11 protein-coding genes are annotated in these 15,717 nt (G+C 60.0%); 2 read left to right on the forward strand and 9 right to left on the reverse strand.

Annotated features, from left to right (window positions below):
* Positions 1-150: 150 nt before the first annotated feature.
* The 6 genes from rimI to glmS form a co-directional block, all read right to left on the reverse strand.
* Complete coding sequence (gene rimI / locus BLT69_RS07755) at positions 151-684, reverse strand: ribosomal protein S18-alanine N-acetyltransferase (protein WP_257590296.1); 534 nt, start codon at positions 682-684, stop codon at positions 151-153.
* Complete coding sequence (gene tsaB, locus BLT69_RS07760; protein WP_058237128.1) at positions 685-1,380, reverse strand: tRNA (adenosine(37)-N6)-threonylcarbamoyltransferase complex dimerization subunit type 1 TsaB; 696 nt, start codon at positions 1,378-1,380, stop codon at positions 685-687.
* Complete coding sequence (gene tsaE, locus BLT69_RS07765) at positions 1,373-2,071, reverse strand: tRNA (adenosine(37)-N6)-threonylcarbamoyltransferase complex ATPase subunit type 1 TsaE (RefSeq protein WP_092649133.1); 699 nt, start codon at positions 2,069-2,071, stop codon at positions 1,373-1,375. Before tsaE ends, tsaB begins: the two co-directional genes overlap by 8 nt.
* Positions 2,072-2,086: 15 nt before the next feature.
* Positions 2,087-3,388, reverse strand: coding sequence for an alanine racemase (gene alr, locus BLT69_RS07770; protein WP_257590297.1), 1,302 nt, complete (start codon positions 3,386-3,388; stop codon positions 2,087-2,089).
* 69 nt (positions 3,389-3,457) lie between these two features.
* The gene (locus BLT69_RS07775) at positions 3,458-5,254 is read right to left on the reverse strand and encodes an NAD(P)H-hydrate epimerase (RefSeq protein ID WP_162272397.1); all 1,797 of its coding nucleotides are present in this window, start codon (positions 5,252-5,254) and stop codon (positions 3,458-3,460) included.
* The gene (gene glmS, locus BLT69_RS07780; protein WP_092648778.1) at positions 5,254-7,227 is read right to left on the reverse strand and encodes a glutamine--fructose-6-phosphate transaminase (isomerizing); all 1,974 of its coding nucleotides are present in this window, start codon (positions 7,225-7,227) and stop codon (positions 5,254-5,256) included. Before glmS ends, BLT69_RS07775 begins: the two co-directional genes overlap by 1 nt.
* 308 nt (positions 7,228-7,535) lie before the next feature.
* Here glmS and coaA point away from each other — a divergent pair, with 308 nt between their 5' ends.
* Complete coding sequence (coaA, locus tag BLT69_RS07785) at positions 7,536-8,489, forward strand: type I pantothenate kinase (protein WP_070726995.1); 954 nt, start codon at positions 7,536-7,538, stop codon at positions 8,487-8,489.
* A gap of 490 nt (positions 8,490-8,979) precedes the next feature.
* On the opposite strand, the gene glmM is transcribed toward coaA, so the two are convergent.
* From glmM to rplM, 3 genes are all read right to left on the reverse strand, one after another.
* A complete protein-coding gene (gene glmM, locus BLT69_RS07790) occupies positions 8,980-10,329 on the reverse strand; it encodes a phosphoglucosamine mutase (RefSeq protein ID WP_070726958.1) in 1,350 nt (449 codons plus the stop codon).
* A gap of 413 nt (positions 10,330-10,742) precedes the next feature.
* Positions 10,743-11,234, reverse strand: coding sequence for a 30S ribosomal protein S9 (rpsI, locus tag BLT69_RS07795; protein WP_058237132.1), 492 nt, complete (start codon positions 11,232-11,234; stop codon positions 10,743-10,745).
* Between the two features lie 43 nt (positions 11,235-11,277).
* Positions 11,278-11,721: a 50S ribosomal protein L13 gene (gene rplM, locus BLT69_RS07800; RefSeq protein WP_058237133.1), complete on the reverse strand. Its 444-nt coding sequence runs from the start codon at positions 11,719-11,721 to the stop codon at positions 11,278-11,280.
* Between the two features lie 486 nt (positions 11,722-12,207).
* Here rplM and BLT69_RS07805 point away from each other — a divergent pair, with 486 nt between their 5' ends.
* Complete coding sequence (locus tag BLT69_RS07805) at positions 12,208-15,450, forward strand: cadherin-like beta sandwich domain-containing protein (protein WP_092648779.1); 3,243 nt, start codon at positions 12,208-12,210, stop codon at positions 15,448-15,450.
* Positions 15,451-15,717: the final 267 nt, after the last annotated feature.

Here is a 15,717-nt window from a genome sequence, read left to right on the forward strand (position 1 = left end):
ATTTTTCCGCCCTTCCTACCTTGAGGAGGACGTTTTTGGCTTATTTTCGCGCCTGCGTCGCCTCGCGCTACCGGCCGTTTCCGCGTTGTCACCACAGCAGCGACCGTGTGGCGCCCACTGCGAACCACGCAATTAGGCAACCCATAACTTTCAAATATGACGGAAGTCCCGGTTAGCGGCGAGTGCGCGCATCGTGATGGCATCTTCGAGCGGGTGATGGAAGTAGCGAGGGACTCGTCCCATTGCATCGAACCCTGCATTCTCATAAAGGCGCTGGGCAGCGACGTTCGACGAACGTACTTCCAGGAAAATTCGTTCAGCACCAGCCGACCAGGCGCCCTCCATGAGCCGATTGAGCAGTTCGCGCCCAATCCCTCGGCCGCGCCACGCGCGGGTCACACCGATCGTCATGATGTCGGCGTCAGGACCAATCCGCACTCCGCCGTATCCCACGGGTTCCGCCGCAGACTTCTCAGATCCGCCAGCCTGAGCGAGCAGGTACAACCGTCCGGGTGCACGCAGTTCCTGTTCGATCATGGTGCTGGTCCACGGGTCTTCGGCAAAAATGTCGCGTTCGAGGGTTTCCATGATGGCAGCGTCGCCCTCGCCCATGGGTCGAAAATTGACGAGGGGGATCTGCTCACTGGTGTCGTGCGCGGGCGCACTGTCAGGCGAATTGGCCATTTACATGCGTTCGGGACGCTGTCCGTGGATGTCGGGGCGGCGCAGGTACAGGGGCTGCGTGTCCAGTGTGTCCTCTAAGCCGCGTTCGAGGCGGGAGCGGACAATTCGGCTGGCCACGGACACATCGAAGGGAGTCACAGGCACTGTCTGGACGGCTGAAAGAGCTTCCTCAGCGAAAGACGGAAGTGTTCCGGTGGTCACCAGCATGGAGGCGCTGGCCTGCAGTTCGTTCGCCAACGTGCGCACTGGCCCCACCGTCGGCTCGGTGATGGTGGCTACATCGTCGGGACCTTGAGCTTCGTACTGTGCCCAGTACATTTCATGACGGCGAGCATCCGTCGCCACGATCACACGCTGATCTGGTGGCAAAAGGTCCAGGCCGGCTCGGGCAATCATGTCCAGGGAGCACACACCGTACAGCGGGATGCCGGCTGCGCGCGCAATGGTGCGTGCACTGACCAAGCCGGCTCGCAAACCTGTGAAGGGTGCCGGACCGGTTCCCACGATAGCGGCATCGATATCATCCGAGTTTAAAGGCCCTTCGATACCTGCTTCGGCTAGCACCTGGTGGATGAGTGGCGCAATGGATTCGGCATGGTGGCGAGCAGAGTCATTGGAGGCATACAGCGTTGGTTCACCCTCGCGGACAAGCGCGATGGTGGTAGCGCCGGAGGTGTCAATACAAAGGTCAGTCACGGTGGGATCCTACTTCGTCGTGTAAGTCAGTGGTGGGCGCGTCCAGTCCTGCGAGCGCCCGAGCCTTTTCATCCAGGTCATCGAGTACGCCAGCCCAGCGGGTTCCATGCAAAATGAAGGTCAGCGTGCGTTCGCCACTGTCGATATCTTCCAGATTGATCACGTCGTGATGCGTCTGAGCGTCGGCGTGGATATCTGCCTCACCGGCCTGACCGCCGGCGTGAGCGTCTGTGTGACGGCCTAAGTGAGCATCTGTGCCCTCATCGTCACCGCCGGCAGCGGTTCCTTCGGCGCGTTCGATCACGATTTCCAGCCGATCATCCGACAACTGCTCGGTCTTGCCTTCGCCCCACTCGATAACCGTGACCGTGTCGTGCGCAGTGGAGTCCAAGTCTACGGTTTCCAGATCATCCAGGTCGGTGATGCGGTAGGCATCAGCATGGACGAGGGCGAGCCCGCCCTCGTCCAACGGCGGGTGGATACGGCTGACGGTAAATGTCGGAGACGTGACGTGGCCACGCACATTCAGTCCCTGCCCAATCCCCTGCGTCAGCGTGGTTTTTCCCGCACCCAATGGGCCGTTGAGCATGATGACGTCGCCTGCGCGCAGTGTGCTGGCCAACGCTTTGCCAATGGCTCGCGTATGGTCGGCGCTGGTGACGTGAATTGTCGATTCCTGAATCTGAGTCATCTCCACGATCTTTCGTTACGGGCGTGCAGTGGCCGGGATATACACGCGGGGTACACGCGGCCCGATACGCGTCACGATTTCATAGTTGATGGTGTCTGCAACCTGAGCCCACTCGTCGGCAAGTGGAACGTCCGGCGTGTCGGGGTCATCCGGGTTTCCAAACAGAATGACTCGACTGCCAACCGGTGCGGGTGGCTCATGGTATTGGCCAAGATCGGGTCCTTGTTCGCCAGGCTGGGCGTTTTCAGCGTCGCTCACCGGTCCAAGGTCGATCATGAACTGGTCCATGCAGATCCGGCCGACCGCGTGGGTACGGATGGTGCCCGTCGGGGTGATCACGCTGACTGGCCCCGCATTCGAAGCTGCGCGAGGTACTCCATCGCCGTAGCCGATCGGCACTAAACCGAGCCATCGTGGCCCAGGTGTTGTCCATGTACCTCCATAGGAGACGGCCTGATCCCCCTCGACAATCTTGATCATCTCGAGGTTTGCTTCCAGGCGCATGGCAGGCCTGAAGTGGAGGTCGCGAGCGGTGCGCTGAGCGGGGTTGGGGCTCAGACCATACAGGCCGATACCGTCGCGCACCATGTCGAAGCATGCGCGTTCATGCCACAGGATCGCGGAGGTTGCACCGACGTGGCGGATACGTGGGTGGATCCCGGCGTCGGCCAGAATCTCCAGGCCGGCGTCGAAGCGGTCCAGCTGAGTGGCAGTGGCGCTCAGTCCTTCCGGGGAGTCTTCATCGGCGCGAGCCAGATGTGTCCAGGCTGCAACGACATCAACCGTCTGGTCCTGGACACTCATCGCCAATGCTGACGCCAGGGCCGGCAGCGTTGACAGGGTGGCTCCGGCTCGGGACATTCCGGTGTCGATCTTGACGTGGACGCGTGCAGTCTTGCCGGCCTCCCGGGCACTGGCTGCCAGACGGGCGAGTGTGGACACTACCGACACGGACACGTCAATGTCATCATCTATCGCGCCGCGCCACGTGGTGTCGCTGGGGCCGAGCCACGTCAGAATATGGACGTCGTCGCGCGAGTATCCTGCCCGGTCGAGGACGGCTCGCACGCGCCGCGCCTCTGCCAGCTGGGCTGCGCCAAACCAGGTGAATCCAACGCGGGCTGCTGCCAATGTGACCTGAGCGAGCCCGTGCCCGTAGGCATCTGCCTTCACGATCGCCATGTGTTGACACGTGGGACCATCCTGGCGCAAAACGGCAGCGTTATGCTCGATGGCACCCAGGTCGATGACAGCGCGGGAGGGGTACTCTTCCACTGCGATGGAGTCACATTCACCGACTGATTCGTTCAACAACACGCCTTTAGTATTGCACTGCTGGTCGCCGGTACATATTCACGCGACTGTGCGCTGCGTTATAAGAGCTGTTCACGAGGCCGTCGTCCGTTGCAGTACAGTGCCGACGAGGGGGCTGATTGCCGCAGCAATGTCGGCTGCACCGATTGGATGTCCCCCACCGAATGTGCTGATCACCCCATGGTGTGCGCGGTCCTGGCCGATCGGTCTGCTCGGGTTCTTGGCCTCGCGGAGTTTAGCGACGTCCTCGGCATCGCTGCGCGTGTCGGATGGACTGGTACGCGTGCTGCGCGCACCGCTTGCTTGGATCCCTGCCTGCGCGTGCAGCCACACCGCAGCGCCCACTGCTCCTACGCGGCGAGCCGCTGTATCGACCGCACACTGGGGATTAGCCAGCACTGCACCGATCACGCCAGCCAGAACATCTCCTGAGCCGGCCACACCGGTCCAGCCACACGATTCAGCGTTGACCGCAAGCAGCGGTAGACCGCCCTCGTCAATCGCACAGATTACCGTTGTTGCGCCTTTGAGAACGACGGTCGCCCCACTCGCGCGCGCCAGCTCAGCTGCCCAATGAGCAGGGCAGGAGTCGATGTCAGTACGGCTGGGCGAACGGTCAGTCAGCGCATCAAGCAATGTCGCTGCCTCCCCCGCATGGGGTGTGAGCACTGCTGAGGACATGTCACATGTCTCACTCAGCTCCACCACCAGAGGTAATGCTGACGCGTCAATGACCGTCGGCAGGTGCTGGTTCAGCGTGTCAATGATGACATCTCGGGCATGGCTCAAGCGCTCGTCATCGATTCCGCATCCGACAACTACTGACTGCGCGCATCCGGTGCCGCACACGATGTCGGGAAACCTCATCAGGGCAAGGGTACGCACCGAGGCGGTCGAATCAAGGCGAATCATCCCAACACCCACGCCATGTGCGCCGCTGACGGCGAGCACTCCGGCTCCCGGGTAGGTTTCGGATCCGCTGCAGATGCTCACAACACCGCGTGTGTACTTGTGATCGAGGCGGCCAGGGGCGCGCATGCATCTTCGAGCATCCGCGCATGTCAGCACACGCACCGTCGCGTGTGGTCGGGCATCGAATTCGCCTTGAGTGTACTCGTCAGGCCGAGCAGCCCTATCGGCTTGCGAAAGGTCCCCAGCAAGTCCCCTGCCGCCACTGCCAGCTTGTTCCAGATCAGCGGCAAGGCCCAGATCCACCACGTCAATACTTCCTGCGCGGTAGCACGCAGGAGGCAGTACCAGTGGAGTCTTCAGCGCACCCATCGTGACAGTTCGCGTCGCATGAACTGCATGGGTCGGACACGCTCCATCAGCGCTCCCCACCCCTGTTGGCACATCCACCGCCACGACGAGCGCACCAGTTTTCTGCACCTGTTCATTGACGGCGTCCACGAGTCGAGCGAGCGGTTCGCGCAACGCACCCTTCAGTCCCGTTCCGCACAACCCGTCGATCCAGATGTCGGTTGGCGGTAGATCCGCGCATAGGTCCCCCTCGTCCATCGATGCGGAAATTATGCGCGCACCGGCCTGGCGTGCTGTTTCAAGGGCACGAGGGTGTGGGTGGTCCGATATGACGAGGGCGACCGCCGCGCCAACGCTTTCTGGCAAGGCCACATAAGACAGGGCATACAGGGCATCTCCACCGTTGTCTCCGCCGCCAACCAACGCTGTGACCCGCACCGTTGCCCCGTCAGCCGGACACATCTCCAGCACTGCATCAGCCACGCCGCGAGCTGCCTTGCGCATGAGCCGGTCGGGGTCATCCTCGCGGCAGGCACGATCCACATGCACCGCTTCAGCTTCGCGCACAACCTCAGGTGTATAGGCTGTCACGTCATCAGCGTCATGCATCATTCAACGGTCACTGACTTGGCCAGGTTGCGCGGCTGATCGACATCCAGCCCCTTCGCGCCTGCGAGTTCACAGGCCAGAATCTGGAGTGGGATCACCGTCAGAAGTGGTGCGTACAACGTGGGAGCGGGCGGGATCCGGAAGATCACATCTGCACATTCGTCAGCCGAATGGTCATCTTGCTCGGCCACCACCAATGTCCGAGCGCCGCGAGCGCGCACCTCCTGAATATTGGAGACCACTTTGCGGTGCAGTTCGGGGCGGCGAGGCGTGGGCAGAACCACCACCACGATCTGCCCATCTTCAATCAGTGAAATCGGGCCATGCTTGAGCTCGCCGGCGGCGAACCCTTCGGCGTGGATGTAGCACAGTTCCTTCAGTTTCAGCGCACCTTCAAGGGCGGTGGGGAAACCGACGTGGCGGCCCAGATAGATCATCGATTCGACATCGGTCAACGAACGCGCAACGTCGCGAATCTGGTCCCAGCCGCTGATGATCGTGCTGATTTTCGAGGGAATCGCAAAGAGCTTGTCCATGTAATCTGCGATTTCATCGGGGTACTTGTTGCCGCGCACCTGCGCCAGATACAGCCCCAAAATATACGTCGCTGCGATCTGCGCGGTGTACGCCTTCGTGGAGGCAACCGCGATCTCCGGGCCGGCATGTGTCAGCAGCACAGCGTCTGATTCACGAGAAATCGTGGAGCCAGGCGTGTTGACCAGTGCGATCACGCGGGCGCCCTGCTCGCGGGCGTGACGAATCGCCATGATGGTATCCATCGTTTCCCCCGACTGAGAAATGGCGACAACAAGCGTCTTTTCGGACACAACCGGGTCGCGATAACGGAACTCGTGAGCCAGCTCGACTTCCACGGGGATGCGGCACCAATGTTCGATCGCATATCGCGCCACCTGCCCGGCGTGAGCGGCACTGCCACAGGCAACAATGATCATCTTGTCCACGCTGCGCAGTACGCTTTCCGGAATGCGCAGTTCGTCCAACGACAGTTTGCCTGAGGCATCCATCCGCCCGGCCAGTGTCTGCTCAACCGCTCCGGGTTCTTCATGGATTTCCTTTTCCATGAACGTGCCAAAGCCTTCTTTTGTCACCGGTCGACGCGAGTAGTCACCTTCCAGCTTCTTCGGCTCGGTAACAGCGCCATCCTGGTCAATAATCGTCACGTGCTGCGCGGTGACAAGGGCGAGCTGGTCCTGCCCCACTTCGATGACATCAGTAGTGAATTCGCTGAAAGCAAGCACGTCGGAGCCGAGGAAGTTCTCCCCTTCACCGAGTCCGATCACCAGAGGCGATGAGCGTCGTGCCGCCACGATCACGCCCGGTGCATCATCACAGATCGCCAGCAAAGTGAACGTGCCGCTGATCTGCTCAGTTGCCGCGCGCATGGCGCCCACGAGGCGTTGCGCACCATCGCGTTGTTCTGCCGGTACGCCTGTCAGATCTTCCGACCAGCGCGGCGCGGTGGATGTACTTGCCACGCGGTCAGCCGAGGTGCCGACACCTCCCTCGTCAATGGGCAATCCGGAGTACAGACGCCCGATGAGGTGCGCGACGACTTCGGTGTCGGTGTCGGATTCAAAGGTTTCGCCCGCTGCGGCAAGCTGCGTTCGTAATGCGTCGGCGTTTTCGATAATTCCGTTATGGACGAGGGCGACTTTCCCATCCGCGGATGTATGCGGGTGTGCGTTGGCAACGCTCGGCTGGCCATGTGTTGCCCAGCGGGTGTGGCCGATCGCCTCAATAGCATCGTCGGGACGCTGACTGTCAATCTGCGCACGCAACTGGGACAATTTTCCGACCGCGCGGATGACTGTGGGTTTGGGCCGGTCGGCCGATCCGAGTGCGACTCCAGCTGAGTCGTACCCGCGGTATTCCAGATTTGCCAGGCCCTTCATGACAACGTCAAGCGGGCGCTGGGAGGGGACTTCCCCCACGTATCCAACAATTCCACACATATTAGACATTTCAACACACGCAGGGGGCGATCGGGAGTTTTTGACGCCCGTGGCGTCGACTCGCGTGCCATGAGTGGGATGCATGGCAGTGGGGATCGGCCCGCGTCGTCTTGCTCCAGCTGGCCGTCAGGTATGTGGGTGCAAGACGGACGCAAGGGGACAGGCAGTTGTGAGCGCTCGCGGGGCATGACCATCGGGTCCTCGTGATCGGAGCCACGCGACCAGCGCATCCAAGATTGCTCACAGACCGCCACATTCACGTCAAATCCCTGCATTGGACCGCTGTATTAGGGGACAATGGCGCCGTGATCTTTAATGACGAGTCCGCCCGAGCACAAGGCCCATTTTCATCGTTTAGCCGTGAGCACTGGAAAAAACTGGCCGCGCGCACGCCCCTGCCGCTGACCGACGAGGACATCTCACAGCTGGCATCCTTGGGCGATCCCATCGACATGAACGAGGTTGACGCCATTTACCGGCCGTTGTGCGCGCTGTTGCAGGTCTACATACAAGGACGGTATCTGCGGGCACGCGCACGGGCCGACTTCCTCGAAGAGGATGCGCCTGTGACACCTTTCGTCATCGGTATCGCTGGGTCGGTTGCGGTTGGCAAATCCACTGTTGCTCGCCTGTTGCAGCTCCTGTTGTCGCGATCACCGCACACGCCTCGGGTCGACCTGGTGGCCACAGATGGCTTCCTTTTGCCCAACGCGGTCTTGGAAGAGCGAGGAATCCTGGCACGTAAGGGATTCCCTGAATCGTACGACCGCGGAGCGCTGCTGAACTTTGTCGCGTCGGTGAAGGCGGGCATTTCCCCTCTGCAGGTTCCTGTTTATTCGCATGTCACATACGATATTCGTCCCGATAAGTTCACCACGATCGAGCATCCGGAAGTCTTGATCGTTGAAGGGCTGAACGTGTTACAGCCGCCTCGTACCCATCCTGGCGGCCTCGGTTTAGCGGTATCAGACTACTTTGATTTCTCCATCTACGTGGACGCGCGTGAGGATGACATTGAGCAGTGGTACGTCGACCGATTCGCGCAGCTTCGTTCGACCTCCTTCCAACGTGAGGATTCCTTCTTCCGCACCTATGCGGGCTTGAGTGATTCTGAAGCAGAGGCCACTGCTCGGATGGTGTGGCACGCTATCAACTTGCCGAACCTGTACGAGAACATTTTGCCGACACGCGAACGCGCCACGCTGATTTTCACCAAGGGCGCCGATCACCGGGTCGAATCCCTTCATTTGCGCAAGGAATAGCACCCCCTCGCTCCGGTTAGGATCTGAGCCAGTCGAGCTCTACCATCCGTACCGTCCTCCCCCAGTTCCCCAGGTTCGAACTCGGCACGCATTTGGCCAGGCACGGACAGATACTGCAGCTATTGATGCAGCTCAGCGCCGAGGCAAGTCGCCCTCGGCAATAAGACGGACGCCGAATTCGAACCTGGGGGACGGGGCGGGCGAGGCAGACAGGGACAGCGGTAAGAAATGAGGCTGCGCCACTGACGGCACTCAGACGCGCCCCGATGCGCAGATGGCTAGCGCGTGATGCAGCGCCCGAAGTGGCAGCGCTACGAATCTGGCACGGCTACCCCCGCACCTTCAGTTCATTACGGTCGGACGACCACCGATTCTCCAGCGCAGTTAGTCCAGCTTAGTCAGCCTAAGGCAGCAGAACCAGTGCTCTCGCTCCAGCACCGCTCAACCAGCTGCTCCTCCAGGCCTGAAGACCGTTACATCTCAGGGCCGTCTACAGTGCGAGGCGATCACGCACCACATCGGCCAGGTGCTGCGCAATCCTGTCAGCCTCATCCTCACTGGCCGCTTCAACCATGACACGGACGAGCGGTTCGGTACCGGATGGGCGCATCACCACGCGACCCGTCTCCCCCAACGTCTTCTCAGCAGCGGCAACCTCGTCGGCCAACGCCTGATCGTCATGGAGGCGAGCCTTGTCCACGCCGGACACGTTGATCAAAGTCTGTGGCAAGCGTTCGATCGGCGCGGTCAGATCAGCCAGATCGCGACCGCTTTCATGCACGAGGCGAGCCAGCAACATTGACGTCAAAACACCATCCCCCGTCGTGGCATGATGGCGCGCGATGACATGTCCGGACTGCTCACCACCCAACGCGAACCCGCCCTCAATCATTGCTTCGAGGACATAGCGGTCACCCACTGCCGTCTGAACAGTGGTGATACCAGCTTTCTCCATTGCAAGTTTCAGGCCAAGGTTCGACATGATGGTGACGACCAGTGTGTCGTGGTCAAGTTCGCCCGCCTCGTGCATGGCGAGGGCAAGGGCGCCCATTATCTTGTCGCCGTCAATCAAATTGCCACGACGATCAATGGCTAGACATCTGTCAGCATCGCCATCATAGGCGACGCCGAAGTCCGCACCTGATGCAACGGTCACCGCCTGAATCTGCTCGGGATGCGTTGAACCGCAGTTATCGTTAATGTTGCGCCCGTCAGGTGATGAGTTCATGACCACGACGTCGGCGCCGGCCTCACGCAGGGCCTGTGGCCCGATGTCAGAGGCGCCGCCATTCGCGCAGTCCACTGCGATTCGCACGCCATGCAGATCAGAGCCGACAGAGGTGACGAGGTGCTCAATGTAGGAGTGCTTGGCCCAATCATCGTCGTAGTGGACCTCACCGACTGCCGCGCCTGTTGGGCGATCCCAGTCCGCGCCGAGAAGTTTCTCAATGCCGTCTTCGACCGAGTCAGCCAGTTTGAAGCCGCCCCGGGCAAAAAACTTAATGCCGTTATCCGGCATGGGATTGTGTGAGGCGGAAATCATGACGCCGAGGTCAACATTTTCTGCCGCTGTCAGATGTGCCACTGTCGGCGTGGACACCACGCCAATGCGCGTGACGTCCATACCTGATGCCGCCAAGCCAGCCGAAATTGCGTGATCGAGGAATTCGCCGGAAATACGCGTATCACGGCCAATTATCGCTCGAGGCTTGTCGCCATTTTTCTTCGGACCACCAGCAATATGCCGAGCCGCTGCTTCACCCAGTTCCAAAGCAAGCTGTGCGGTGAGCTCGCCGTTGGCCAGCCCGCGCACCCCATCAGTTCCAAATAGTCGCGGCATCACATTGCTCCTGTTTCGTTCTTTTCACGGGCGGCAGCTCACTTCTTGCTGGGTCACCGCACGAGCATTATCTGCACACAGCCTAATCCGTCGCGACGCGAACCTCTGGTTGATTCACGGTCCTGTTCGAGTTTGCCCGTGATATTCGAACTTTTTGCACAGTTGCTCACGAGTCATTCGGAACCAGCACGAAAGGGGTGAGACAGGCACTCTCGTGCCCACCTCACCCCTTCGGTGATGACTTTGTGCTCACTGGCTCAGCTCCGTGCCTTGCGCTACACGTTTCATCTTCAACGCTCGCACCATGCACGTGCACCGAACCAGCTCAGGTTCCTTCGGATCGCTTCACGCACCCGATTAAACGGCGACTCGCGCGGACCCCCTCGAACCCGATCAGCAGGAAAGAAAACCGATTAACGCTTCGAGTACTGAGGCGCCTTACGGGCCTTCTTCAAGCCGGCCTTCTTACGCTCCGTGGCGCGTGCGTCACGGGTCAGGAAGCCAGCCTTCTTCAAAGCCGGACGGTTTGCTTCGCGGTCGATCTCGTTGAGAGCACGCGCAATGCCCAGTCGCAGAGCGCCTGCCTGGCCGGAGATGCCACCGCCGTTGATGCGGGCGATGACGTCGAAACGGCCGTCAAGGTCGAGCAGTGTGAAAGGAGACTTCACGAGCTGCTGGTGCAGCTTATTCGGGAAGTAGTCCTCCAGTGTGCGTCCGTTGACCTTCCACTGGCCGGTGCCGGGAATCAGACGGACTCGAGCAACAGCTTCCTTGCGGCGACCAAGTCCCGCGCCAGGTGCGGTCACGGATTGGCCAGCGCCTTGAGGTGCTGTTGCGGTTTCAGTTGTGTATGAGCTGGGGACGGTTTCTTCGTCCAGCTCTTCGATCTGCGTGGTGTCAGCCACAGTTCTCCTCAGTGCAGTTCGTGGGCTCAGAAGCGCGACGCGCTCACTGGGCGACCTGGGTGATTTCGAATTTCTCTGGCGTCTGGCCGGCATGCGGATGCTCGCTGCCTGCGTACACATGCAGCTTGCGCAGTTGCTGACGGCCGAGTGAGTTGTGAGGAAGCATGCCTTTAACGGCAATTTCCACGACGCGCTCCGGATGTTCGGCAAGCATTTGGCGGTAGCTGGTAGCCCGCAGGCCACCCGGATAACCCGAGTGATGGTAGGCCATCTTCTGGTCCAGCTTGTTACCAGTCAGCACGACTTTGTCCGCGTTGATGACGACGACGTAATCGCCTTGATCCATATGCGGAGCGAACGTCGGCTTATGCTTCCCACGAAGGAGGGCGGCGACTTGAGACGCCAAACGACCAAGGACGACACCGGTAGCGTCAATGACGTACCACTTCTTCTCAGTGTCCCCCGGCTTGGGTGAATAGGTGCGCACGGGCGTAACCTTCAATTCTTTCGATCTAAGAGCAAACATCACCACCACTTATTGGTGGAACGCTTGCTCGCATTGCGATTCGGTTCGCGCGAGTCGTTGGCACATACCGGGCGAGTGGGAAAAGCCCCAAGTAGCGCTAACGCACAGCGTCGTTAAGTCTATCGACCTGGAGGCACCCTGGTCAAAGTTATTCCCTCACTGTGGGCAATTCCTCATTGCACGTGGCCCACCGCGTTGCCCGGCGCGCGCTTCGTTCAGATTTTCATGCCCGACGAGGGCGGCCGGCGGCGCACACTGCTGCCACACCAATGGTCTTGGCTGACGGTGGCGCACTGTCCATCGGGATTACCCACCACAACTGACACGTGTTAGTATTGTGGCCTACGTGACGAGCACAGTGGTTGTGACCGTTTGCGTAGTGATTTGTATCAGGTTCTGCGCTGAGCCTGATATGCGTTTTTATTCACCGATTTAAGGAAGACCGTTATGGCAAAGACGCATCGGATCGCCGCCCTTTTCACGGTGCCTGCCTTGTGCGCGGGAATCAGTGTGGTGGGATCAGTGCCGACATACGCTGCCCCGGACTCATCGCTGGCTCCGTATCATCCCACCATGTTGTGGGCAACGTCTGAAGAAACTCAGGGCGAAGTTGCTCCAAACGGGCCGATATCTGCACTGGTAGATGACGATTCAGGGAAAGCTGCCCAGGACGTGTCATTTTGGACATCCCAGTGGAAAGGCACCGAGGAAGACTTCCCGCACGCACTGGCCTTCGCCAATCCCAGACCTGACCAGGAGCTGTGCGGCGTTCAATACACTGCGCGCCCCACATATGGCGCAGTCGAAGGAGCCGGAAATGCGCCCGGTTCATTCCAGCTGTATTCATTCGAATCTGCCCCGACAAATCCGCGGCAAGGCGGTGACGAAGCCTTCAACGCCTGGAAACAGGGACTGGACAGTTCCACCATGGAGGCAGGCACACTCCTGTCACGCGGAGCACTCAAAGGAGTCAACGATCCCCAGACCATTTCATTTCCGCCCACGAAAGCACAGGCCTTTTCATTGGTGGGTCTGCGCGCAGTGGCAGAGGACAAGAAAGGCATGTCAGGATCCGATCTCAAGTTGATCCCCTGCCAGCCTCAGTTCACTGATCCGGGCGAAGGAAGCGGTGACAACCTTGCCGCCGATTTCTTCGTTGACCAGCTTCCCTTTGGGGAGCCAGGCGAACCTGTCACATTCGATCCGGCCACTCATACATACATCGCACACGCCTACTATCACACGGATCAGATTTCAATCCGCGTCCGTCCTGCTGATCCCACTGCTTCCGTCAGCGTTAACGGTTTACCGGCGGACAGCGACGGACGCGTATCCAACCTCGTGGTGCGCGAAGGCATGAACGCCTTCACGGCGACCATCACAGCAGGAGGGCAACGCGCTACCTACGTTGTCAACGTCACGAAACACAACACCGATTTCCGCGGGAATGTCCTGATCGATGCCGCCGCCACCATCAATGGAGGCAGTGAAGCGGAAATCAGTGCGCTGACCGATCAGAACATGGCCACCGGGTGGACAGTTTCCCCTCTGAAGAAGAGCGACGAGTGGAGCGACAACACCACTGGTTTCCAACTCGATCTTGACCAGCCGCGCTACGTGCACCGCGTGAGCGCATGGGGCTGGCCGCAGATGCCCGCCAATGCGCCCGGCTGGCACGGCGGCTCTTCCGTTGCGATTGCTGTTCAAGCCGATGACGGCGCCCCGTGGCAGACCATCATCACGCATGCCTCACTGACCCGTGATTCTGGCGGACTGTGGTACTGGGACTTCAACCAGTACCACCAGGCAAAACACATCCGCGTGTGGCTCAACACCGCTACTGAGCCGCAGCAGCAGCCAGGAAATCCCGGTAACCAGGCAACAGGCATGTCGGTGTACGAAGCCGAGGTGTGGGGTCTGCCCGCCGGTCATACGCCTCCCGAGATTGCACCCAACGAGCACTCTGACATTTATCGCGGTTTTGACCCCGGCGACGGAAAGTGGGGCGTGAACCGCGCTCAGACTCTGGCGCTGCAATACGGCGTGATGCTGCCAGCCTGGATTCCCTCCGAAGGCTACGGTCGCGGCGCATTCGACGCACGCGAATCACGTCTGACCGGCGGCGCATTCCCGATGTTCTATGACATGCCTTTGTTCAACACTCCCGTGATGGAACAGATTGGCGAGGGAACCCCCTGGGCATTCGCCAAGGCTCCAGCTGGCGGCAACGGCATTCAGGACGCCGGCGAGCCTCACATTTTCCTCACCGATGCGATGAAGCCCTACGCCGACACCCTGATCGACATTCAGTACGGTGACGAGGGCGGCTTCAGCCACGCCGAGTCTGACGCATTCGGCCGATGGTTCGAATGGTCAAAAGAGAACATCCCGGGAGCCGTCGTGCACTCCAACCAGTACAACGCAGCTGACTGGGGCCAGCCGGCAAACATGGAGTATTACGTGCAAAACGCTCAGCCTGATCTGCTGTCGTGGGATACCTATTACTACGGATCCAACTGGGGGTCGGCACCCTCGAGCGTTGTTCACGACATGCTGGGCAACAATATGTGGAAGACTCAGCGTCAGGCCGCCCTCGCCGGTCTTACTGGTGACGGTACAAGCCCGATCCTGTACGGCCAGTATCTGGACTACAACTGGGACGCCAACGTGTCCGAGTCTCAAAAAGCCGTCGTCCCTTCGCTCGGTCTTGCCACCGGTCAAAAGTGGTTTGGGCTGTTCCGTATGGAATACAACGGCTACGATCGCTCCTCGATCATCGATCAGGATGGCGCGCCTACCCGCTCCTTCTACGAATTCAGCAGAATTTTCAAGGACCTGACTGGGCTGGGCAAGTACGCAGTTGCTCTGAACTCAACATACGTTGGCATCAACGCCGGTGAATACGCGGACCGTCCTCAGGCACCCAACGTATCGGGTTACGCACTGGGAGCATTTGGCGAGGGCGACGGCAAGGCCGCCAATAAGGCGGTAGGCATCACCGGAATGGACGTCACCAATACCGGAACGGTCAATGACGGTAAACCGGGCGATGTTGTGGTCGGTTACTTTGAGAAGCTGCCCGGGCTTGATGCCGCGAAGACCGAGGAGATCTTTGGCAAGACCACTCAGGATCCGCGCGCTTTCATGGTGGTCAATGCTCTGACCGGCACAACGCGTTGGCCTTCTTACGGCTTGAGCACCCGAACCGATGACGGCTCATATGCGCAAACCGCTCAGGACGTCACACTGCATGTGGAGAAACCTTTTGACAACGCGAAACTCATGATGGTTGATCCGAACACTTTTGAAGCTCAGCCCGCGCCATTGACGCAGTCTCGCAGCGCAGATTCTGATTTAACGGTGACGCTGTCCAATATCGGTGGCGGTCAGGCTCGCCTGCTGTACTGGGTCGGCGAGTCTCCGACTGCCAACCAGGGCACGCAGACCGATCCTCAGTCTGCTGACACCCAGAGAGCCCAGTCATCACAAAGCGATGGCTCTGCGCAATCCCTTCCTGCGACCACCGGCGTGTCGCCCGATCAACAGCGCAAATCAAGCTCCAATTCAGGGAGCTTCCTGGCGCAATCGGGCGCATCAGCACAGGTGATTCCGTTTTCTCTGATGGTTCTCGGGGCAGGAGCGGTCAGCATCTACGCTGCACGCAGGCGTTCCTTTGCTGTCAGACCATAGGTTGGCCGCACATCGGAGCCGTCTTCGGCTTCGACTGTGAACGGTCAGGCCCCCGTTTAAGCAAGCACCTCTTCTTAAACGAGGGCCTTCTTCCGCCCCGTGTTTCGTCGTATCCATGCGCCGTGCGGCACCCATGGTTGCTTTTCCTCTCTCGCCTTTCTCCCCCATTTCTTTCATCCCCCCAGGTTCGAACTCGACGCGCCTTTAGCAGGGTAGGCACCGCCACCTACGCGCTGACCAGCGTCGATACGGGCCCCATGCTGTTGC

The organism is Schaalia radingae (assembly GCF_900106055.1).
Lineage (GTDB): Bacteria > Actinomycetota > Actinomycetes > Actinomycetales > Actinomycetaceae > Pauljensenia > Pauljensenia radingae_A.

Excerpts from the sequence above, each read along its gene's own strand:
- BLT69_RS07775 (WP_162272397.1), bottom strand. The coding sequence starts at position 5,254 with ATGCATGACGCTGATGACGTGACAGCCTATACACCTGAGGTTGTGCGC.
- tsaE (WP_092649133.1), bottom strand. The coding sequence starts at position 2,071 with ATGACTCAGATTCAGGAATCGACAATTCACGTCACCAGCGCCGACCAT.
- glmS (WP_092648778.1), bottom strand. The coding sequence starts at position 7,227 with ATGTGTGGAATTGTTGGATACGTGGGGGAAGTCCCCTCCCAGCGCCCG.
- BLT69_RS07805 (WP_092648779.1), top strand. The coding sequence starts at position 12,208 with ATGGCAAAGACGCATCGGATCGCCGCCCTTTTCACGGTGCCTGCCTTG.
- rimI (WP_257590296.1), bottom strand. The coding sequence starts at position 684 with ATGGCCAATTCGCCTGACAGTGCGCCCGCGCACGACACCAGTGAGCAG.
- glmM (WP_070726958.1), bottom strand. The coding sequence starts at position 10,329 with ATGCCGCGACTATTTGGAACTGATGGGGTGCGCGGGCTGGCCAACGGC.